This is a genomic window from Bacillus sp. NPDC060175, from assembly GCF_042728695.1.
Lineage (GTDB): Bacteria > Bacillota > Bacilli > Bacillales > Bacillaceae_G > Bacillus_A.
In genome coordinates, this window is record NZ_JBHWYR010000006.1 from 43,206 (window position 1) to 61,552 (window position 18,347).

Annotated in this window: 25 protein-coding genes and 1 pseudogene; 13 read left to right on the top strand and 13 right to left on the bottom strand. The window is 34.9% G+C overall.

The genetic code is table 11. The annotated features are described in order from the left end of the window. Nucleotides 1-373 precede the first annotated feature (373 nt). A pseudogene (locus ACFWDE_RS05130) lies at nt 374-630 on the top strand (dicarboxylate/amino acid:cation symporter); the annotation flags it as partial. A gap of 21 nt (nt 631-651) precedes the next feature. Here ACFWDE_RS05130 and ACFWDE_RS05135 read toward each other — a convergent pair. Then, nucleotides 652-807 carry a hypothetical protein gene (locus ACFWDE_RS05135; RefSeq protein WP_002149538.1) on the bottom strand — a complete coding sequence of 52 codons (156 nt, stop codon included), beginning with the start codon at nt 805-807 and terminating at the stop codon, nt 652-654. A gap of 153 nt (nt 808-960) precedes the next feature. Then, nucleotides 961-1,380, bottom strand: a complete 420-nt coding sequence (locus tag ACFWDE_RS05140) for a MarR family winged helix-turn-helix transcriptional regulator (protein ID WP_000081440.1) — start codon at nt 1,378-1,380, stop codon at nt 961-963. 162 nt (nt 1,381-1,542) lie between these two features. Here ACFWDE_RS05140 and ACFWDE_RS05145 point away from each other — a divergent pair, with 162 nt between their 5' ends. Both ACFWDE_RS05145 and ACFWDE_RS05150 read left to right on the top strand, forming a co-directional pair. Then, the gene (locus ACFWDE_RS05145) at nt 1,543-1,974 is read left to right on the top strand and encodes a regulatory YrvL family protein (RefSeq protein ID WP_377890527.1); all 432 of its coding nucleotides are present in this window, start codon (nt 1,543-1,545) and stop codon (nt 1,972-1,974) included. 33 nt (nt 1,975-2,007) lie between these two features. Further along, the gene (locus ACFWDE_RS05150) at nt 2,008-2,595 is read left to right on the top strand and encodes a thioredoxin family protein (protein WP_080019178.1); all 588 of its coding nucleotides are present in this window, start codon (nt 2,008-2,010) and stop codon (nt 2,593-2,595) included. A 30-nt stretch (nt 2,596-2,625) separates the two neighbouring features. On the opposite strand, the gene uppP is transcribed toward ACFWDE_RS05150, so the two are convergent. Beyond that, nucleotides 2,626-3,417, bottom strand: a complete 792-nt coding sequence (gene uppP, locus ACFWDE_RS05155; RefSeq protein ID WP_002086752.1) for a bacitracin resistance undecaprenyl-diphosphatase — start codon at nt 3,415-3,417, stop codon at nt 2,626-2,628. Between the two features lie 182 nt (nt 3,418-3,599). Between uppP and ACFWDE_RS05160 the strand changes: the two genes are divergently transcribed. The 3 genes from ACFWDE_RS05160 (at nt 3,600) to ACFWDE_RS05170 (ending at nt 5,376) form a co-directional block, all read left to right on the top strand. Further along, the gene (locus ACFWDE_RS05160) at nt 3,600-4,958 is read left to right on the top strand and encodes an MATE family efflux transporter (RefSeq protein WP_377890529.1); all 1,359 of its coding nucleotides are present in this window, start codon (nt 3,600-3,602) and stop codon (nt 4,956-4,958) included. A 76-nt stretch (nt 4,959-5,034) separates the two neighbouring features. Beyond that, entirely contained in the window at nt 5,035-5,208 is a 174-nt protein-coding gene (locus tag ACFWDE_RS05165) for a 2-isopropylmalate synthase (protein ID WP_377890531.1), read from the top strand. A gap of 18 nt (nt 5,209-5,226) precedes the next feature. Further along, a complete protein-coding gene (locus tag ACFWDE_RS05170; RefSeq protein ID WP_002149552.1) occupies nt 5,227-5,376 on the top strand; it encodes a hypothetical protein in 150 nt (49 codons plus the stop codon). Between the two features lie 25 nt (nt 5,377-5,401). Here the strand turns inward: ACFWDE_RS05170 and ACFWDE_RS05175 are convergent, their stop codons facing one another. Then, nucleotides 5,402-5,911 (bottom strand): biotin transporter BioY, encoded by a 510-nt coding sequence (locus ACFWDE_RS05175; protein WP_377890533.1) that lies wholly within the window; start codon nt 5,909-5,911, stop codon nt 5,402-5,404. Nucleotides 5,912-6,010: 99 nt separating this feature from the next. Here ACFWDE_RS05175 and ACFWDE_RS05180 point away from each other — a divergent pair, with 99 nt between their 5' ends. Continuing rightward, nucleotides 6,011-6,913 (top strand): aminoglycoside phosphotransferase family protein, encoded by a 903-nt coding sequence (locus ACFWDE_RS05180; RefSeq protein WP_377890535.1) that lies wholly within the window; start codon nt 6,011-6,013, stop codon nt 6,911-6,913. 2 nt (nt 6,914-6,915) lie between these two features. On the opposite strand, the gene ACFWDE_RS05185 is transcribed toward ACFWDE_RS05180, so the two are convergent. The 5 genes from ACFWDE_RS05185 to ACFWDE_RS05205 all read right to left on the bottom strand — a co-directional run bounded on the left by ACFWDE_RS05185 (nt 6,916) and on the right by ACFWDE_RS05205 (nt 9,979). Then, nucleotides 6,916-7,077, bottom strand: a complete 162-nt coding sequence (locus ACFWDE_RS05185; RefSeq protein ID WP_377890537.1) for a hypothetical protein — start codon at nt 7,075-7,077, stop codon at nt 6,916-6,918. 97 nt (nt 7,078-7,174) lie between these two features. Continuing rightward, on the bottom strand, nt 7,175-7,948 hold the full coding sequence (locus ACFWDE_RS05190) for a hypothetical protein (protein ID WP_377890539.1): 774 nt from the start codon (nt 7,946-7,948) through the stop codon (nt 7,175-7,177). A 24-nt stretch (nt 7,949-7,972) separates the two neighbouring features. Continuing rightward, nucleotides 7,973-8,419, bottom strand: coding sequence for a flavodoxin (locus ACFWDE_RS05195; protein WP_377890541.1), 447 nt, complete (start codon nt 8,417-8,419; stop codon nt 7,973-7,975). Beyond that, the gene (locus ACFWDE_RS05200; protein ID WP_002149569.1) at nt 8,412-8,576 is read right to left on the bottom strand and encodes a hypothetical protein; all 165 of its coding nucleotides are present in this window, start codon (nt 8,574-8,576) and stop codon (nt 8,412-8,414) included. Before ACFWDE_RS05200 ends, ACFWDE_RS05195 begins: the two co-directional genes overlap by 8 nt. A gap of 233 nt (nt 8,577-8,809) precedes the next feature. Then, a complete protein-coding gene (locus ACFWDE_RS05205) occupies nt 8,810-9,979 on the bottom strand; it encodes an amidohydrolase (RefSeq protein WP_377890544.1) in 1,170 nt (389 codons plus the stop codon). A gap of 337 nt (nt 9,980-10,316) precedes the next feature. Here ACFWDE_RS05205 and ACFWDE_RS05210 point away from each other — a divergent pair, with 337 nt between their 5' ends. The 5 genes from ACFWDE_RS05210 to dltD all read left to right on the top strand — a co-directional run bounded on the left by ACFWDE_RS05210 (nt 10,317) and on the right by dltD (nt 14,632). After that, the gene (locus tag ACFWDE_RS05210; RefSeq protein ID WP_002011626.1) at nt 10,317-10,463 is read left to right on the top strand and encodes a teichoic acid D-Ala incorporation-associated protein DltX; all 147 of its coding nucleotides are present in this window, start codon (nt 10,317-10,319) and stop codon (nt 10,461-10,463) included. A 12-nt stretch (nt 10,464-10,475) separates the two neighbouring features. Then, nucleotides 10,476-11,990, top strand: a complete 1,515-nt coding sequence (dltA, locus tag ACFWDE_RS05215) for a D-alanine--poly(phosphoribitol) ligase subunit DltA (protein WP_002158701.1) — start codon at nt 10,476-10,478, stop codon at nt 11,988-11,990. Beyond that, on the top strand, nt 11,987-13,153 hold the full coding sequence (dltB, locus tag ACFWDE_RS05220; RefSeq protein ID WP_264540408.1) for a D-alanyl-lipoteichoic acid biosynthesis protein DltB: 1,167 nt from the start codon (nt 11,987-11,989) through the stop codon (nt 13,151-13,153). The genes dltA and dltB overlap by 4 nt, the downstream gene beginning before the upstream one ends. Before the next feature lie 67 nt (nt 13,154-13,220). After that, the gene (gene dltC / locus ACFWDE_RS05225; protein WP_002011622.1) at nt 13,221-13,460 is read left to right on the top strand and encodes a D-alanine--poly(phosphoribitol) ligase subunit DltC; all 240 of its coding nucleotides are present in this window, start codon (nt 13,221-13,223) and stop codon (nt 13,458-13,460) included. Further along, nucleotides 13,457-14,632: a D-alanyl-lipoteichoic acid biosynthesis protein DltD gene (gene dltD / locus ACFWDE_RS05230; protein WP_002149580.1), complete on the top strand. Its 1,176-nt coding sequence runs from the start codon at nt 13,457-13,459 to the stop codon at nt 14,630-14,632. Before dltC ends, dltD begins: the two co-directional genes overlap by 4 nt. A gap of 17 nt (nt 14,633-14,649) precedes the next feature. Here dltD and ACFWDE_RS05235 read toward each other — a convergent pair whose 3' ends face one another. After that, nucleotides 14,650-15,786, bottom strand: a complete 1,137-nt coding sequence (locus tag ACFWDE_RS05235) for an NAD(P)H-dependent flavin oxidoreductase (protein ID WP_377890547.1) — start codon at nt 15,784-15,786, stop codon at nt 14,650-14,652. A 73-nt stretch (nt 15,787-15,859) separates the two neighbouring features. Here ACFWDE_RS05235 and ACFWDE_RS05240 point away from each other — a divergent pair, with 73 nt between their 5' ends. Then, nucleotides 15,860-16,780 carry a S66 peptidase family protein gene (locus ACFWDE_RS05240; RefSeq protein WP_377890549.1) on the top strand — a complete coding sequence of 307 codons (921 nt, stop codon included), beginning with the start codon at nt 15,860-15,862 and terminating at the stop codon, nt 16,778-16,780. Between the two features lie 27 nt (nt 16,781-16,807). Here the strand turns inward: ACFWDE_RS05240 and ACFWDE_RS05245 are convergent, their stop codons facing one another. The 3 genes from ACFWDE_RS05245 to ACFWDE_RS05255 form a co-directional block, all read right to left on the bottom strand. Continuing rightward, nucleotides 16,808-17,206 carry an SseB family protein gene (locus ACFWDE_RS05245; protein WP_219917606.1) on the bottom strand — a complete coding sequence of 133 codons (399 nt, stop codon included), beginning with the start codon at nt 17,204-17,206 and terminating at the stop codon, nt 16,808-16,810. Between the two features lie 87 nt (nt 17,207-17,293). Further along, the gene (locus ACFWDE_RS05250) at nt 17,294-17,848 is read right to left on the bottom strand and encodes a cysteine hydrolase family protein (RefSeq protein ID WP_377890552.1); all 555 of its coding nucleotides are present in this window, start codon (nt 17,846-17,848) and stop codon (nt 17,294-17,296) included. A gap of 13 nt (nt 17,849-17,861) precedes the next feature. After that, nucleotides 17,862-18,275, bottom strand: coding sequence for a carboxymuconolactone decarboxylase family protein (locus tag ACFWDE_RS05255; RefSeq protein WP_377890554.1), 414 nt, complete (start codon nt 18,273-18,275; stop codon nt 17,862-17,864). Nucleotides 18,276-18,347: the final 72 nt, after the last annotated feature.

Sequence of the window (18,347 nt, forward strand, 5' to 3'; positions counted from 1 at the left end):
GTATCGGAGCTATTCCTCCCTAATTTATAAGACATTCCCCAGTGTCTTTGAATAGCTTCCATCCCTAATTAAATTGACATAAATTGTCCCCTTCCCTTGACCATCCTATATGTGATGGTCTTATTTTTTGTTTTTTCTATCTTTTATTTAAAACTCCCTCGCTCTTTCACTCTATGTTCACATCTAGATCACATCTACCTTTTATAGTATATGTATCGGAGCTGTTCCTCCCTAATTTATAAGACATTCCCCAGTGTCTTGAACAGCTTTCCATCCCTAATTAAATTGACATAAATTGTCCCCTTCCCTAGGCCATCATGTGATGGTCTATTTTTTTCCAAATACATAATTTAACTCTCTTCGCTTATTTCAGCAATTAGCTATGGTCGTATTAACTGCTGTACTAGCTAGTATCGGTACTGCTGGTGTACCAGGTGTTGGACTTGTAATGCTTACGATGGTTTTAAATCAAGTAAATCTATCAGTAGAAGGTATTGCTTTAATTATCGGTATTGACCGCATTCTAGATATGTCTAGAACAGCTGTAAATATTTCCGGCGATGCAATTTGCGCAATGATTGTTTCAAAACAGAAGAAAAATATAATACGGATCAATCTGCGGCATCCTAAATTAAAAAGGAGTGAAATGATTCACTCCTTTTTTGACTTGCTTCCTTTTTTCGAACGATATTCTTTTCCTTTGTTATCATTACCTGTTTCAAATTCAGCACTAAACTCCTGCTGGAATTGCCCTGATTTTGGTGAACCTTGATTTCCACTTCCTTGACTACCATTACGATTCGTCATATTTCTCCCTCCTTCCTTTATTAGTAGTATGGCGCTCCATCTTTTTTCATACACATTTTATTTTTTATCATCTATTACACACAGAAGAAGACCTTCCGTATATAAGGAAGGTCTTCTTCGTTATTAAGTAAGCGTTTTCTTGTTTATAACTACTTAAATAAGTTTTTTAGAAATAGATATCATTACATTCATTTCGTCTTCTGAAAGTGCGGAGAATCTTTCTTGTAAATATTTCTTTTTCTCACCTTCCATTTTCGCAACTAAATCTTTCCCTTGTTCTGTAATCTCTAAATATACAACTCGGCGATCTGATGTAGAACGCGAACGAGTTACAAAGCCTTTATTAATTAGCTTTTCTGTGACAGCTGTAATATGGCTATTCGATACATTTAACTCATTAGCTACACGTGATACCATTTCTTTATTCGTGCGATTCAATATTCTAAGGACAATGAACTCATTCCACGGTATGTAACCACCAAATATTTTTCCAATATCATTACGCAACGTGCGGAACATAGCAAAAACATTTGTCGATAGTTCTTCCATTAATTGTTCTCGATTTTGAGACAAATTTGACAGCCCCTTTTATTTAATTTAGTTAAATAAAAACCTTATTAATAATTCTACATGAAATCTTACTTTTTGTCACCTTATTTTCCCATAATTCGTAGTTTTTTAAAATATATTTCATGATACAATGAAATTGATTTCCCAGAAAAAGGAGTGATTTTAATGAATGAGGAGGACAAGCTCTCTAATTTCAGCCTAAAAGATAAAACAATTATCATTAGTATTATTGCTCTCTTTCTCATTATATTTTTTGCATTTATATTTTTTGTATATGTAGGAATCTTTCAAATTACAGGTATAGAATACTCATCACGAACTGCTTTACTACTCTTTTTTTTATTTATCCTCCTCTTAGATGGCATTACATACTTTATCTTAATCTTCTTTAAAGTACTGTTATATCCAATGACGACAAATATGCCAAATTGGCTCTCACTTGCACTTTTCTCAATCATTGAAATTACGCTAGATTGGCTCGTCATTCATACTGCCGATGATTGGATAGAAAGCGTGCAAATGTCCAACATAGCTGAATTATGTGTCGTACTATTCTTGTTCGTCTTAAATAAATTATTAAGCGATAAGAAAGAGTAAGAATACAAGCTTTTCTATATAAAAATTGGTACAATAAAAGCAAATCATACTAAAGAGGTGTTACTTATGAACTTACAACAATGGGCTGATAAAGGTATGTCCTTTGATACATATGTGAATGAAATGAAAGTAAACCAATACGAGTTACTACACATTTATAATAACTTTTTAATTCCAAATGAATTACTTCCTGTATTAGAAGAACGTCAAAATGATGGCTGGCGTGTTATCGTATTAACTGCTGATTGGTGCGGCGACGCCCTTTTATGTGTACCTGTTATGAAACGAATTTCTGAAGTTGCAAATATTGATATGAAATTATTAATTCGTGATGAAAACTTAGAATTAATGGATCAATATTTAACAAATGGAACAGCACGTGCGATTCCAATCTTTATTTTCATTGATAAAGACGGAAATGAACAAGCCGTCTTTGGACCACGCGCTCCAAAAGTACAAGAATTAGTAACTTCAATGCGTGCTACATTACCTGAAAAAGAGGATCCAACATTCGAAGAAAAACAAAAAGAAATGTATGCTAATTTCCGTGCTACATTAGCTGATGATACTTCTCTTTGGGAACATGTAATGGAAAGCATGATTGAGAAAGTAGTAAAATAAAAAACCTGCCGATTTCGGCAGGTTTTTTTATTACATAATGAAGAAATAGAATACCGCAGCTAAAATGAAACGGTAATAAGCGAACGGTGTTAGTTTTACACGACCTAATAATTTTAAGAATGAAACAATTGCAAGCATCGCAACAACGAATGCTGTAATAAATCCAGTTGCAAATAACGGTATATCAGCTGCGCTTAATATATCCCAGCTTTTAATTAAATCTAAGGCACTTGCAGCTACCATCATTGGCACCGCTAAAATAAATGTATATTCCGCTGCCGCTGTATGCGAAACACGTGCTAATAAACCACCACTTATTGTCGATCCAGAACGTGAAAATCCTGGCCAAAGTGCTAAACATTGGAACATTCCGATTGTAAATGCTTGCTTATATGTGATTTCATCTAACGTTCTTGCTGTACTTGGTTTTGAAAACTTCTCAGCAACAATCATTAAAATACCACCAGCTACTAAGCTAATAACAACCGGTCCTGGACCGAATAAAACTTCTTTAATTGCACTATGGAATAATACGCCGAGTATGCCGGCAGGAATCATCCCGATAATAATATGTAATAAATTTAACGATGGTCCATCAGTTACTTTCCCTATTCCAACTAATGACCATAGGCGTTTCCAAAATATAACAACAACTGCTAAAATCGATCCCAATTGGATTACAACTTCAAAAACTTTCGCTCTATCGTCTTCAAATCCAATTAAATGTCCTGTTAAAATCATATGTCCTGTTGATGATACTGGTAAAAACTCTGTTAACCCTTCAACAGCACCCATGATTAAACCAATTAACCAATCAGCCACAAGTAGTGCCTCCTTAATAACGAATATGTAATTTTTTCACACCTTATCATAATACCTTATCCCTTTTCAAAGTGCATCCTTTTTTTATTGATTTCATTTGTTGTATACGCTTATTTCTTTTCTATTTTTTGATTAAATTGTATGATAATAAGAGTTTGTTTTTTACGTTGAAAGGGGATTTTATGAAAGAAACTACTTCATTCTCACAAAAGTTAAAGCAATTTTTATTACTCTTTTTCCCGATTTTTGTAACTCAAATGTCATTATTTGCGATGAGCTTTTTTGATACGACAATGTCAGGGCACGCGAGTCCTATTGATTTAGCGGGTGTTGCTATCGGAACGAGTATATGGCTTCCAGTTAGTACGGGATTAACCGGAATTTTAATGGCTACTACTCCTATTGTTGCACAACTCATTGGATCAAAGAAAAAGGAGGACGTTCCTCACATTGTCATACAAGCAGTATATTTAGCAATTTGTGCTAGTTTCGTTGTTATCCTTATCGGCTTCTTCGCTGTTACACCTATTTTAAATGGCATGCGCTTAGAAGAACCCGTGGAACGTATTGCGGCACAATTTTTAAGTATTATCGCGATTGGAATTATCCCTTTATTTACTTACACTGTTTTACGTGGATTTATTGATGCATTAGGAAAAACTCGAACAACAATGATCATTACATTACTATCATTACCAATTAACGTAGTATTAAATTATGTATTAATTTTCGGTCACTTCGGTTTTCCAAAACTCGGTGGTGTCGGAGCGGCAATTGCTTCTGCAGCAACATATTGGTGTATTTTAATTATTACCGTCATTATTATTCGTACGAAAGAGCCTTTCGCTTCTTTCAATATCTTTAAACAGTTATACCGTCCTTCTCTTGCAAGTTGGAAGGAATTCCTGAAACTTGGCGTCCCTATCGGATTTGCTATCTTTTTTGAGACGAGTATTTTCGCTGCGGTAACACTTATGATGAGTAATTTTAGTACGACAACAATAGCAGCACATCAAGCAGCCATGAACTTTGCTTCCTTGTTATATATGACTCCTCTAAGTTTAGCAATGGCAATGACGATAGCCGTTGGGTTTGAAGTTGGAGCAAAACGATACAATAATGCGAAACAATATGGATTTATCGGAATTGGGCTAGCTCTTGCTTTCGCCCTTTTATATTCAATCCTTCTTTATTTCTTTGATGATGAAATTGCTTCTATTTATACGACAGATGCAAATGTCCACCATTTAGCAAAAGAATTTCTTATATTTGCGATTTTATTTCAAATTTCAGATGCGATTGCAACTCCAGTACAAGGGGCATTACGTGGTTATAAAGACGTAAACATCGCCTTAATAATGACATTGATCGCTTATTGGGTAATAGGCCTACCTCTTGGCTACATATTCGCAACGTATACTGACTGGGCAGCGAAAGGGTATTGGATCGGTCTTATTATCGGTCTAGCATTTGGGGCAGGCTTCCTGCTTATCCGTCTCTTTCAAGTACAAAGAAAATATACAACGCAAAACAGCCGCTAATGATATAGCGGCTGTTTTCTTCATGCATATTTTTTCTTGTAACGTGTAACATAATGAAAAAGAAAGGTGGATACATATGGACGAAAAACAAAAGAAACAATCATTCGATGAAGAATTCGCCCCTGAAATTCCACCTGGATATCGGCAAGATGTACATAAACCAGCTAAATATAAAAACACTTCTTTTTTAATGGGCATTACCATTTTCGCAGCCGTATTACTCGTACTCATCATTTTCGTTTATTTTTAATGGAAGGTGGTCTATTATATGAAGAAACAAGAATCTAATCGTTCAAAAAGAACTGTTAAAACAGAAAAAGGATATGCAGGAGATTCTGTTCATACACTGAAACAAGTTGAGCAAGGAAATTTATACATTGCTCAAAAAGAACTTGGTCAACAAAATGAAAATCTTTAAAGTCCCTCTGCTTCTAGAGGGTTTTTTATTGTACATATTGTTTTTGTTCTAACACCATGAATAAATTATTAACCTTTACAATTTTCATGTCATAATTTAATTTCATTTCACTTCTCTTGCCATTTTCAGTACCAGCAACGTACACTACAGCATGATAGCGAAAACTCTCCTCCGTCACTTCACGTATCTCCTCGTTTGTAAATTTATACTCTAAATTCCGAAAACGATTTGGATAATAATTTTCCATTAATTGTTCATACCCTTTATTTACAAATAGCTCTTCGCTTTTTATCTTCACATCTTCTTTATTATCAAACTCAAACACTGCTAGTTGCGCTGTCACAAAGTGTTCTCCTATCATTTTCATTTCTTTATGAGTTAAAATTTCTATATTCTTGTTCTTTAATTCTTGGTTTAACTCGTACTGATCTATCGGTTTAAAGCTAGCAAAAACAGTCTCTTTATATGACCAAAACAAACCAAAAGCGATACATATAGAAATGATTACTATTCTTTTCTTCACAATACATCCCATCCCTATTCATAATGATAGTTATATATTAACACAAAGAAAGAAAATTCTGATATTATAAAGTAGAATATCCTACCTTTAACTTAGAAACGAGGAACGATTATGTGCTCCTATAAACAATATATAAAACAAGCTCTGCCTAATCTTTCTATACATTCATATAAACAAAATGAAGAAGGATGGGATAATATAGCGGTTATTATAAATGACGAGCTACTGTTTCGTTTCCCGCGAAAACTTGAGTATGCAAAGCGAATTCCGTTAGAAAAGGAACTGTGCACAATTCTCTCTCATTCGCTACAAGAAATCGAGGTTCCAAAGTATCACCTATTATATACAAATGATGCTGATACTTTTCCACTTTGTAGTTACTATACTCTCATTCATGGTGAACCGTTTAAAAAAGAAATAGTTACCAGGCTAGAGAAAAAAGAATTGAAAGCAATCATTACACAATTAGCTACTTTCCTTACAGCACTTCATAGTATCCCTTTAAAACAAGTTACAACGTTAGGGTTCCCTATCGAAAAAACACTTACATACTGGAAAGAGCTACAAACAAAATTAAATCAGTATTTTACTAACAGTCTTACTTCACTCCAAAAATCAGCCTTAAATCGTCTATTCGAAAATTTCTTTGAATACATAGCTACATCCACTTTTCAAAATACAATCATTCACGCTGACTTTACACATCATCACATTTTATTTAATAACCAAAATAAAACCATCTCAGGAATCATCGATTTTGGTGATGCTCAAATTGGCGATCCCGCTTTTGATTTTGCCGGGCTATATTATGATTTCGGACATGAATTTACTACATCTGTATATGAACAATACTGTTCCCTTATTTCTCACAATGATCCATTACTTATTCAACGTATCACTAGCTTTTATCAATACAGTCCTTTACTACATAACCTTGTTTATAACATCGAAACAAACAACAGAATCGAATTAATTAAGAATAAAGAACAACTGAAAGTGATATTACAGGGATGAGATTACATTCTCTCCCTATACTCTCTCTCCTCATACATCATTAACTTTTTATCCATTTCAACAATAACTTTATACAATTGAAACGCCTGTAAAATTTGCAGTTGAATTCCAAAAGGAGCATTCTGTTCTTTTAACCATTGAAATACTTTCGTTTCATCTCTCATTGATTATTCCTCCCCTTATAAAATTTTCTACAAATATACCGTAAATGATGAAAAGCTTTTCATGTCAATAACAAAAAAGGATGCAAAGTTGCATCCTTTAATGTACGATATTTTTCTTCTGCAGCATTTTCTCTTTTGCCTCTTCCACTTGGCATTCACTGCGAAAAGCACAGCTCATACACTCAGAACGAAAATTACGCTCTGTGTAGTGCTCAGGTTGTTGCAGCATTTCTTTCATTCTAAATAAATCATCCATTCCAGTTATAATATCTTCCTGCTTTGGAATGTACTCATACTTAGTTCCTTCTATTAAATTAATCACTTCGATTTTTCCCGGAATAATGCCGAAAGCCTTATAACTAAACACAGTCATTAACTTCTGACAAAGAGCTAGCATTTCCTCATCCGCATCAACCACATACTTTTTAATTACAAACGATTCAGCACTCCACTCACCAACTTCAAATGTCAATGACATGTGAACACCTAACTCTTCCATATATGTTTGAAACTTCTCATATAAAAATAACGGCGGTGCCTGACTCTCATCCCTTTCAACAAACTGTAGTAAGTGATCAGTTAGCTTCGCTAAAACAATATAGTACTCCGCCTTTGAAGCAAACATATTAACCCTTACTTTTTTCCAATACTTTTCTAAAAGTATTAAAAGAAAAATTTTTGTTTGTTGCCCGGTAGGTACCGTGTAATATTCATTAATAATTTGATTTACAATCATTTGTGCTATTTGTTGCCATTCAAATGAAGATGGTTCTCTTCTTTTTATATGACGGAAATAAAATTTGTTTGGACAACGCATAAAATCATACAAATGGTAATCTGTCATCGTTTTAATTGAGATTTTTTCATGCAATTGCTCTTCATCTCCCTACTGCCATTAAGAAAGGTGTTTTACGAATTCAGCTCCAAACTGTAAACATTTTTCTACATCTTCATCTTCTGGCGTTAATTCTACCTTCAATCCGTCTAATACAACTGCTGCCCCGCGCTCCTGCAGCTTTTCTATTAAAATATCAACCGCTACCCCGTATTTCGGATAAGCCGAATCACAAGAACCGAATACTGCTGCTTTTTTACCAGTTAAGTTAATAGAATCCATTGCATCATAAAAATCTAAAAAATCATCAGGAAGATCACCATCTCCCCAAGTATAAGCACCTAAAATAATACCGTCATATTGCTCTAATATAGAAGCTTCTGGTGAATCCATAATATCAATGACTTCAATTTCATTTTCTGTTTCACGAATCGCACCCGCAATATGATCAGCCATTTCCTCCGTATTTCCACTCATACTTGCAAAAATCATTACTAACTTACTCAACTGAACCTCTCCTTTTACCTTGTATCTCTTTTTCTGTTGGAAGTGTACTCTTCTCATCTATATATTCAGAACGAATTATATTTCGTTGCCATTCAATATGCTTATCAACATCTTTATTTTTTAATCCCCTTCGTAAAAGGTGAAATGTTTTTCTCATTAAGGTTCCTCATCTGTTTCATTGATAATAATTATCAATTTCAATTATACCATTAGATTAATTGAAATTGATTATCAAAGTCAATAACTATTTTTAAAAAAATAGTTAAAATGTACAAGCTTGTCCGTTAGCTATTCATATACTATAAATGAGCATAGTTCTTTCTCAGCCCTCTCTGACGGAAGAAATAGAAGCAACTGCGATAGAGCGCAGTTGCCTTTTTTTATACTTTTCTATGATTTTAGTAACCTTATCGTTGTTTCTAAAAATAATTCTACTCCATAAATTAAAGCTGATTCATCTACATCAAATTTCGGATGATGATGTGGATAACAAGTATCAATTTTTTTATTCCCTGTTCCTAATTTAATAAAACAACCAGGTGCTTTTCTTAAATACGCTGAAAAATCTTCTCCTCCCATAGAAGGTTCAAGATGCACAATACGCTGATTTCCGAACAATTTTATCGCACTTTTTTCTACTATTTTCGTAATGTACTCATTATTAACAACTGGATCATATCCGTAACGATACGTATATGTATAATCCCCTCCATGCGCTTCTGTAATTCCTTTCACAATTTGCTCAATTTTCTCTTTTGCTTCCTCTCTTAATGTTTGATTAAAAGATCGAACAGTTCCCATTAAAGATGCTTTGTTTGGAATGATATTATCAGCCATCCCCCCATGAAATTGTGTAACTGACAATACTCTATGCATAAAAGCACTTGTATTTCTTGATACGATATGTTGTAAATTTGTAATAAGTTGTGCTCCGATAGCAATAGGATCTATCGTTTCTTCTGGTCGTGCCGCGTGACCACCCTTTCCTAAAATTTCAATTGTAAATACGTCTGGTGCTGCCATCATAGGGCCATATACAATTCCTACCTTCCCACTTTCTAATCCAGACATAACATGCAAACCTATTACATAATCGACACCGTCCATAACACCGGCCTCCACCATTTCTTGTCCGCCACCGGGGTACACCTCTTCTGCGTGTTGAAAGAATAGACGAATCTCCCCTACAAAATCTTCCTTTATATTTGATAGCGCTTCTGCTGTACTTAACAAAATAGCTGCATGAGCATCATGCCCACATGCATGCATCATCCCTTTATTCACAGACGCATAAGATTTCCTTGTCTCCTCTTGAATTGGTAAAGCATCTATATCCGCTCGAATCGCAACTACTTTCCCTTGTTCCGTTCCTCTTTTAATTGCTAGTACACTGTACTTCGTTGGTCTCGTTACTTCAAAAGAAGAAAATGAGCATAATGTATCATATATAAATTGCGAAGTTTCTTTTTCATGAAACGATAATTCGGGATACTTATGGAAATGCCGTCTCCATTTCATAATATTTTCTTCTGAAATAAGACTCTTCCACACTCTATTCATGATAATTTCCTCCTTTTAAAAAGATCTAGTAATTTAAAGTTTGCTCAGTCTCTACCGATTAATAAAAAACAAATATTATATTTTCATGTATTCTTATAGTCCACTTTTATGTATTCACACAATCCACTTTCTATTTACATGTCAAACCCATTACAAATTCATGCTGAATGTAATATAATTGCTAAGTTAGGGATTTTCTTTTTTAGTATTTAGTGCTAATATCAGAAAAGAGCCTTTTGACTTATTTTTACCTAAAATGTGGGATTTTGTTTTTTTCACAATAATGTAGGACATGATACCTACAAAGAGCTATTATTTCATTAAGCGAGGGAAAGACATGGAAAGATTAAAAGAGATATGGTCTCAACCACTCACACAATGGGTTGCAAAGACGGTTTATTACCTTGCAATTTTATTTGCATTACTTTGGTTGTATGGATTCCATGATACAAACACAAGTACATTTATTTACAATGAATTCTAGGGTGGGAACGTTATGAAGTTATTAGAACAAATTGAAAAGTGGGCTGTAGAAACGCCTGATCAAACCGCTTTTGTTTGGCGAGATGCGAAAATTACGTACAAACAATTAAAGGAAGATTCTGATGCGTTAGCACATTGGATTTCTTCTGAGTATCCAGATGATCGTTCACCAATTATGGTTTATGGCCATATGCAACCTGAAATGATTATTAACTTTTTAGGTTGTGTAAAAGCTGGACATGCTTACATTCCTGTAGATTTATCTATCCCAGCTGATCGCGTACAACGTATCGCTGAAAATTCTGGTGCGAAATTACTTTTATCAGGAACAGAAGTAACTGTAACTGATTTACCAGTTCGTATCGTAAGTGAAGACAACTTAAAAGATATTTTCTTTACTCATAAAGGGAACATTCCAAATCCTGAACATGCGGTAAAAGGTGATGAGAACTTCTACATTATTTACACATCAGGAAGTACAGGTAATCCGAAAGGGGTTCAGATTACTTATAACTGTCTTGTTAGCTTTACAAAATGGGCTGTAGAAGATTTCAACTTACAAACAGGGCAAGTATTCTTAAACCAAGCACCTTTCTCATTCGATTTATCTGTAATGGATATTTATCCATCATTAGTAACAGGTGGTACACTTTGGGCAATCGATAAAGACATGATTGCACGTCCAAAAGACTTGTTTGCTTCTTTAGAGCAATCGGATATTCAAGTATGGACTTCAACACCATCTTTCGCTGAAATGTGTTTAATGGAAGCATCTTTCTCTGAGAGTATGCTACCAAACATGAAAACATTCTTATTCTGCGGTGAAGTGTTACCAAATGAAGTGGCGAGAAAATTAATTGAGCGTTTCCCGAAAGCTACAATTATGAATACGTACGGTCCAACAGAAGCTACTGTCGCTGTAACAGGTATTCATGTTACAGAAGAAGTGCTTGATCAATACAAATCACTTCCAGTCGGCTACTGTAAATCAGACTGTCGCCTTCTTATTATGAAAGAAGACGGCACACTTGCACCTGATGGTGAAAAGGGTGAAATCGTAATTGTCGGTCCAAGCGTAAGCGTTGGATATTTAGGAAGCCCTGAATTAACAGAAAAAGCATTTACCATGATTGACGGCGAGCGCGCCTATAAAACAGGCGATGCTGGCTATGTAGAAAATGGTCTTCTATTCTATAATGGTCGTCTTGATTTCCAAATTAAGCTTCATGGTTATCGAATGGAATTAGAAGAAATTGAGCATCACCTTCGTGCGTGTTCTTACGTAGAAGGAGCAGTTATTGTTCCAATTAAAAAAGGTGAAAAATACGATTATTTATTAGCGGTTGTTGTTCCTGGAGAGCATTCATTTGAAAAAGAATTCAAATTAACATCTGCAATTAAAAAAGAACTCAATGAGCGATTACCAAACTACATGATTCCACGTAAATTCATGTATCAATCTTCTATTCCAATGACACCAAATGGAAAGGTAGATCGCAAAAAATTATTGAGTGAGGTTACAGCATGACCGCATATGGATCATTTTATTTTTTCGCTATAGTAGGCATTTTATTAATACCTACTATCATAGCTGGATTTAAAGGTAAAATGTTGCGTAAATATAATGCCTTTTTAACATTAGTAATGCTTGTTATTATCTTCTCTGATAAACCGAAGCAAGCAATCATGTTAGCCGCATTTATTATTTGGCAATATGCCCTTATTAAAGGCTATTTAATGTTAAGAAAACAAAATAATAGTACATTCACGTTTTGTATAGCTGTTATTTTATCGATTTTACCGCTTATTTTGGCAAAAATCGCACCGTTTGTACCTGAATTGCATTTTATTGTTTTCGCAGGTATGTCTTACGTAACATTTAGAGCTGTACAGATGGTCTTTGAAGTTCGTGATAATTTAATTAAAGAACTTTCCTTCTTTAATTTCTGGGAATTCGTTTTATTCTTCCCTGCGATTTCAAGTGGACCTATCGATCGTTACCGTAGATTCCAAAAAGATATCCAAAAGCCGCCTAGTGCTGAGGAATATCAAAAGTTACTATATACCGGGCTTAACCGTATTTTCCAAGGTTTTCTGTATAAATTTATAATCGCGCACTTGATAACAACATATCTTGTAAAGGCAGTATTCGCCAATCAAGATACACTTTTATCTAATGTGATTTTTATGTACGCTACTAGCATGCAATTATTCTTTGACTTTGCAGGTTATAGTGCTTTCGTAATTGGTATCAGTTACATGATGGGAATTAAAACACCAGAAAACTTTAATAAGCCATTCCTTAGTCGTAATATTAAAGACTTCTGGAACCGCTGGCACATGAGTTTATCATTCTGGTTCCGTGATTTCATCTACATGCGTTTCGTCTTTTTTGCAACGAAGAAAAAGTTAATTAAAAACCGCTACACAATTTCGTATATCGGTGCATTTTTAAACTTTTTCATTATGGGAATTTGGCACATCCAAGGAAGCGCTGTTGCGCAGTATGTTATTTACGGTCTATATCATGCCGCTCTGTTTATCTTATTCGATATTTTCGAACGAAAAAACAAGAAGCATAAGTTTTGGCCAAACAATAAATTTACACACGTCCTTGCGATTGTAATTACGTTCCACGTTGTATGTTTCGGTTTCCTTATTTTCTCTGGACACCTTAACAGATACTTTTAATGCACCCTTCTTATTCTATTAAGAAGTTGCACATATAATATATTCGGATATAAAGGAGATTTTAAAAATGGCAGAATTCAAAGAGCAAGTATTAGATATTTTAGAAGAAGTATGTGAAAACGATATTGTGAAAGAAAACTTAGATGTTCAATTATTTGAAGAAGGTATTCTTGATTCTTTCGCTGTAGTATCTTTATTAGTAGAATTCCAAGAGCGTTTAGAGATTGAAGTTTCTATTTCTGATTTTGACCGCGATGAGTGGGCTACACCAAATATGGTTATTAAAAAGTTGGAAGAAATCCGATGAACAAAGTAAAATTTGGTCCGATGCTTTTAGCATTGGCCCTTTTTGCTGTATTCTTACTTATTCCTACGCGCTTCCTACTCCCACTTTTAAGTGATGAGAAAGTAGAACAAGCTGCGACTTCTTTAAAAGAAGAAAAGATTCAAAGTATGATTTTACAGCAAAAGATGTTAGCAGACCCGAAATATCTTCCGATGTACGGTTCATCGGAATTCGCACGTATGGATGCTTTCCATCCATCGAATTATTTCAAAGTAAAGCCTGAAGGATTCACACCATTCTTACTTGGACGCGGCGGAACACAAGACCTTGTACATGTATTAAACTTCGCATCTACAATGGATCAATTGAAAGATAAGAAAATGATATTCGTTCTTTCTCCGCAATGGTTTGTACCACAAGGTATTGATGAGACACACTTTGCACCTAACTTTTCAAAACAACAAGGTTACCACTTCATTTTCAACGATGATTTAAAACCTGAAATGAAAAAACAAATTGCAAAACGCTTATTAAACTTTGAGATTGTTAAAAAAGAAACTTTATTAAAAATTTCGCTTGAAGGTATCGCCTACGATGATACAAAGTATAAAGTAAAAGCACTTGCTGCTAAACCTTTCGCTTATATTTATCGTAACATTCTAGATCGTAAAGATTTATTTACAGTAATGTTTGATATTAAACCGCATAAAGAAACGCTTGATCCATCATTGAAACAAATGACCTGGGAAGAAGCTCGTAAACATGCGGATCAAACAGGTGCAGTAGAATCAGGATCTAACGAATTTGGTATCGAAGATGATTACTTCAATAGCAAAATTAAGAAGAAATTAAAGCAACGTGAAGGTTACTTAAAAAATGATGCTTATGACCAATCACCAGAATATGAAGATTTACAAATTGTACTTGATTTATTAAAACAATCTGGCGCAAAACCGCTCTTCATTTCTGTTCCTGTAAAAGGTCCTTGGTATGATTACGCTGGCTTCCCGAAAGAAAAACGCGAATTATACTACAATAAAGTTCATGAGCAAATTAAGCAGGCTGGCTATCCAATTGCTGATTTCTCAAATCATGAATATGATAAGTACTTCTTAAAAGATCATATGCACTTAGGTTGGAAAGGCTGGGTTTACATCGACGAAGCTATCCAACAATTTTATAAAGCAAACTAACGAAAAGACCGCTTGAATTATTCAAGTGGTCTTTTTCTATATACATCTTGTAATTGTTCAATTACGTTCTCTGCTTCTGTCATGACACGTTTCACTACGTGCTGAGCTGATTCCGTTCGTGCTAATGATGATGCTTGTCCCGCCCAAAGCGACATATACTCTTCCTTATTTTGCTTCGCTGCTTCTTGACGTATTTTTGAAGTTAATACGTTTTGCACTGGATACATCGGTAACTTCTCTTCTCTTCCTTCATGTTTCTCTATAAATTCATTACGAATACCCCGTGCATATTTCCCAGAAAACGCACGGGTTACCGTTGTACTTGTATCTGTACTATGTAAAATCGCCTCTTTATACACGTCATGCGTAATACTTTCTTCACTCGTCAAAAAGGCTGATCCCATTTGAACAGCTTCTGCCCCTAACGCAAATGCCGCAACAAGCCCTTGCCCATTCATTACACCACCTGCTGCAACAATCGGGATATGAGGTACTTCCGCTACTAATTGCGGGATTAATGCAAATGTACCAATCATCGCATCTTGTTCTTTCCCAATAAACGTTCCTCTATGCCCTCCTGCCTCGCTACCTTGCCCGACGATAATATCTACCCCTAACTTAGCAAGTGCTTTCGCTTCCGCTACATGGGTAGCTGTTCCGATAACTTTTATCCCTTCCCTTTTCAAATCATCTATTTCTTCTTTTTCTAACGTTTGAAATGCAAAACTAACGACTGGTACCTTTTCCTCTAATACTACTTGTAATTGTTCTTTATAGCTTTTTGGAAGTTTTAAAGTCTTTTCTTCCTCTATACCTAATTCTCTATTCACTCCACTAAGTAATACTTTCGCCTCGTTTACCTTCTCTTCTTCTATCTGTATCTCTTTCGTTAAAAGTAAATTAACACTGAAAGGCTTATTTGTTAGTTCCCTTATTTTATAAATCGCTTCACGGATTTGTTCTGGGCTCATATACCCTGCTCCAAGCGTACCTAATCCTCCGCTATTACTCACAGCTGCAACAAGTTCTGGCGTTGTAATCGCTCCTGCCATACCTGCTTGAATGATCGGATACTTAATTTGTAATATATCTATTACTCGACTTGTAAACATCATTTTCCCTCCTACTTTCCCTATACCTTCTTTATATGACATGCTTTCCCCTTCTTTTACAAGGATTGAACTTTCGCTCAAGCGAATATATTGAAAGAGAAGGAGGCTGAGAACAATGATTTATCCAAATGCGTTAAAAAAAGGTGATACAGTAATGATTATTGCACCGTCTGGCCCACCAACACTTGAGAATGTATTAAAAGGTGTGAACGTATTACAAGAGATGGGTTTATTCGTAATAATTGGGAAGAGTGTTTATGAAACGTATGGATATTTAGCTGGAAGTGATCAAGTTCGTCTTGATGATATACATGAAGCATTTACAAATACTGAAGTCAAAGCAGTCTTTTGTGCACGAGGTGGTTACGGCAGCGCTCGTCTCCTCCCTTACATTCAATATGAAATCATTCAACGGAATCCAAAGATTTTTTGGGGATATAGCGATATTACGGCTTTACATACTGCCTTTTCACGTTATGCAGAGCTTGTAACTTTTCATGGTCCAATGATTGAAGAATTAGGAAAAGGTATAGATTCTCTCTCTTTATCTTCTTTCAATCAACTATTCCATCCGTATTCATCCATCTTATATGCATCAGAATGTATCGTACCTAGCTCAGCCTGTACAGCTACAGGTACATTAGTTGGAGGGAATTTAGCTGTTTTAACGAGTGTAATTGGTTCACCCTATGAAATAAGTACAGCCAATACACTTTTATTGCTTGAAGATATCGGGGAAGAACCGTACCGCATCGATCGTATGTTAAATCAATTACTTTTATCTGGAAAGTTTAATGAATGCAATGGCGTTATTTTTTCAAGTTGTCATGATTGCAACCCTTCTAAACCATCCCAATCATTGCAAACAATATTATATGAATATTTCATGCCATATGATATACCTGTCCTATTCGGTTTACCGATTGGACATATAAGTCCAAATATCGGTATTCCCCTTGGAGCTACAGCAACAATAAATACAAATAATAAAACACTCTCTATTTCTTCCGGCGTAGCCACTCCATGTTTAAATTAAAAAGGAAAAGCAATTAAGCTTTTCCTTTTACTTATAATAATTAAAAATTCGTCCAGATGCGATATCTGCAACTTCTTCTGGAATAAATGTTTTACTTATATCAGTACCAACATTTAATACAGCTGTTGCATCCTTCTCAATGCCACCAAATAATTCTTTTCCACGTATCGTAATAAGGGGTGTACCTTCTGGCAACACATCTTTTACAAATTTCAATTGTGTAAAGAACGGAACGATCCATCTACCCTCTCCTTGGAAATGACGCAAACGAAGTGTTCCTTCCGTTGCCCCGTCTTCTGCTTCAAGTGAACCAGAAACATAAAACTCCGTTGATAAGAGCAATTCATAAAATTCCTTTTGCTTTTGTTTATCCTCACCTGCTAAAACGAGTACTTTTTCTATTTTATTTACTGAAATTTGCTCCATATGATGCCACCCCTATTTTCAAAATGATTATACTTAGATTATACGAAATATTCTTATTTTTTTCTACATAATTCCGTAATTATTTTCTTAAAATAATTTTAAAACATCTTCAGTCGTAATGATTTTAGCAAATTCATCATGTAAGTTTACAAGTGTCATATTGTGGATGTCCTCTGCACTATACTCTGCCCCGTCCAGACCTTTACGATTGAATGTAGCCGTCGCATCGCTCACTAAATACGTTGTAAATCCTAAATTACCTGCCATCCGTGTTGTCGTCTCCACACAATGATTTGTCGTTAATCCTACAATCACTACAGTATTACATTTCTTCTCTCCTAATTGTTCCTCTAAATTTGTCCCAATGAACGCGCTATTAACAGATTTCTGAATAATCACCTCATCTGGCAGTGGTTTCACTTCTTCTTTAAAGTTCACCGTTTCCGCATATTGATAAAACATCGACTGAACATTTTCTTTATTTACATGTTGAATATGAAAAACTGGTAGTTTCCTTTTTCTCCACTCTTCTAACAAGCTTTTCATATTTCCTTCCGCAAAAAGGTTATTCCTTGTGCCCCAGTACGGTAAATTGAACGCTTCTTGTACATCAATGATTATAAGTGCTACTTGATTAAGCATACTATCCTCCTAATTAATTAGGCTGTAATTGAAACAGAAAACCAAGTTGCTGTGACGCAGTAATAAAACAAATATAGGCACAAAGCTCTACAATTTCTTTTTCAGTCCAATATTGTTTTAATGCATGAAACATATTATCATCTATCGCCTTTTGGTCATGAACAAATGCATGTGCAAAAGTAACGGCTACGCTAATTTCTTCTATTTTTTGTATATCATCCGGCTTTCCCTTTGCCATACAGTACGGACATTCATTCCCAAACGCTAATGTTCTTCTTACTTGCTCTTTTAACTCTGCGGAAAGCGTCCCTGTACTATACAGTGTATTCTCTAACGTACTCCACGAATTTAATATACTCGGATTATGCCCTAATAATTTTTGAAACTTTGTATCTCCTACATTTGATAATGTAATTCTCTCCATCATTTTTCCTCCTATTCCCTTCTTTTTTATTGTAAAATAAATAAAGTTCACTTTACATTTCATATGAATCTTAAT

Bases quoted from the DNA above. Each gene is read 5' to 3' on its own strand.
- ACFWDE_RS05135 (WP_002149538.1), bottom strand. From the start codon at position 807: ATGACGAATCGTAATGGTAGTCAAGGAAGTGGAAATCAAGGTTCACCA.
- ACFWDE_RS05145 (WP_377890527.1), top strand. From the start codon at position 1,543: ATGAATGAGGAGGACAAGCTCTCTAATTTCAGCCTAAAAGATAAAACA.
- ACFWDE_RS05160 (WP_377890529.1), top strand. From the start codon at position 3,600: ATGAAAGAAACTACTTCATTCTCACAAAAGTTAAAGCAATTTTTATTA.
- ACFWDE_RS05165 (WP_377890531.1), top strand. From the start codon at position 5,035: ATGGACGAAAAACAAAAGAAACAATCATTCGATGAAGAATTCGCCCCT.
- ACFWDE_RS05170 (WP_002149552.1), top strand. From the start codon at position 5,227: ATGAAGAAACAAGAATCTAATCGTTCAAAAAGAACTGTTAAAACAGAA.
- ACFWDE_RS05175 (WP_377890533.1), bottom strand. From the start codon at position 5,911: ATGGGATGTATTGTGAAGAAAAGAATAGTAATCATTTCTATATGTATC.
- ACFWDE_RS05180 (WP_377890535.1), top strand. From the start codon at position 6,011: ATGTGCTCCTATAAACAATATATAAAACAAGCTCTGCCTAATCTTTCT.
- ACFWDE_RS05185 (WP_377890537.1), bottom strand. From the start codon at position 7,077: ATGAGAGATGAAACGAAAGTATTTCAATGGTTAAAAGAACAGAATGCT.
- ACFWDE_RS05200 (WP_002149569.1), bottom strand. From the start codon at position 8,576: ATGAGAAAAACATTTCACCTTTTACGAAGGGGATTAAAAAATAAAGAT.
- ACFWDE_RS05205 (WP_377890544.1), bottom strand. From the start codon at position 9,979: ATGAATAGAGTGTGGAAGAGTCTTATTTCAGAAGAAAATATTATGAAA.
- ACFWDE_RS05210 (WP_002011626.1), top strand. From the start codon at position 10,317: ATGGAAAGATTAAAAGAGATATGGTCTCAACCACTCACACAATGGGTT.
- dltA (WP_002158701.1), top strand. From the start codon at position 10,476: ATGAAGTTATTAGAACAAATTGAAAAGTGGGCTGTAGAAACGCCTGAT.
- dltB (WP_264540408.1), top strand. From the start codon at position 11,987: ATGACCGCATATGGATCATTTTATTTTTTCGCTATAGTAGGCATTTTA.
- dltC (WP_002011622.1), top strand. From the start codon at position 13,221: ATGGCAGAATTCAAAGAGCAAGTATTAGATATTTTAGAAGAAGTATGT.
- dltD (WP_002149580.1), top strand. From the start codon at position 13,457: ATGAACAAAGTAAAATTTGGTCCGATGCTTTTAGCATTGGCCCTTTTT.
- ACFWDE_RS05235 (WP_377890547.1), bottom strand. From the start codon at position 15,786: ATGTCATATAAAGAAGGTATAGGGAAAGTAGGAGGGAAAATGATGTTT.
- ACFWDE_RS05240 (WP_377890549.1), top strand. From the start codon at position 15,860: ATGATTTATCCAAATGCGTTAAAAAAAGGTGATACAGTAATGATTATT.
- ACFWDE_RS05245 (WP_219917606.1), bottom strand. From the start codon at position 17,206: ATGGAGCAAATTTCAGTAAATAAAATAGAAAAAGTACTCGTTTTAGCA.
- ACFWDE_RS05250 (WP_377890552.1), bottom strand. From the start codon at position 17,848: ATGCTTAATCAAGTAGCACTTATAATCATTGATGTACAAGAAGCGTTC.
- ACFWDE_RS05255 (WP_377890554.1), bottom strand. From the start codon at position 18,275: ATGATGGAGAGAATTACATTATCAAATGTAGGAGATACAAAGTTTCAA.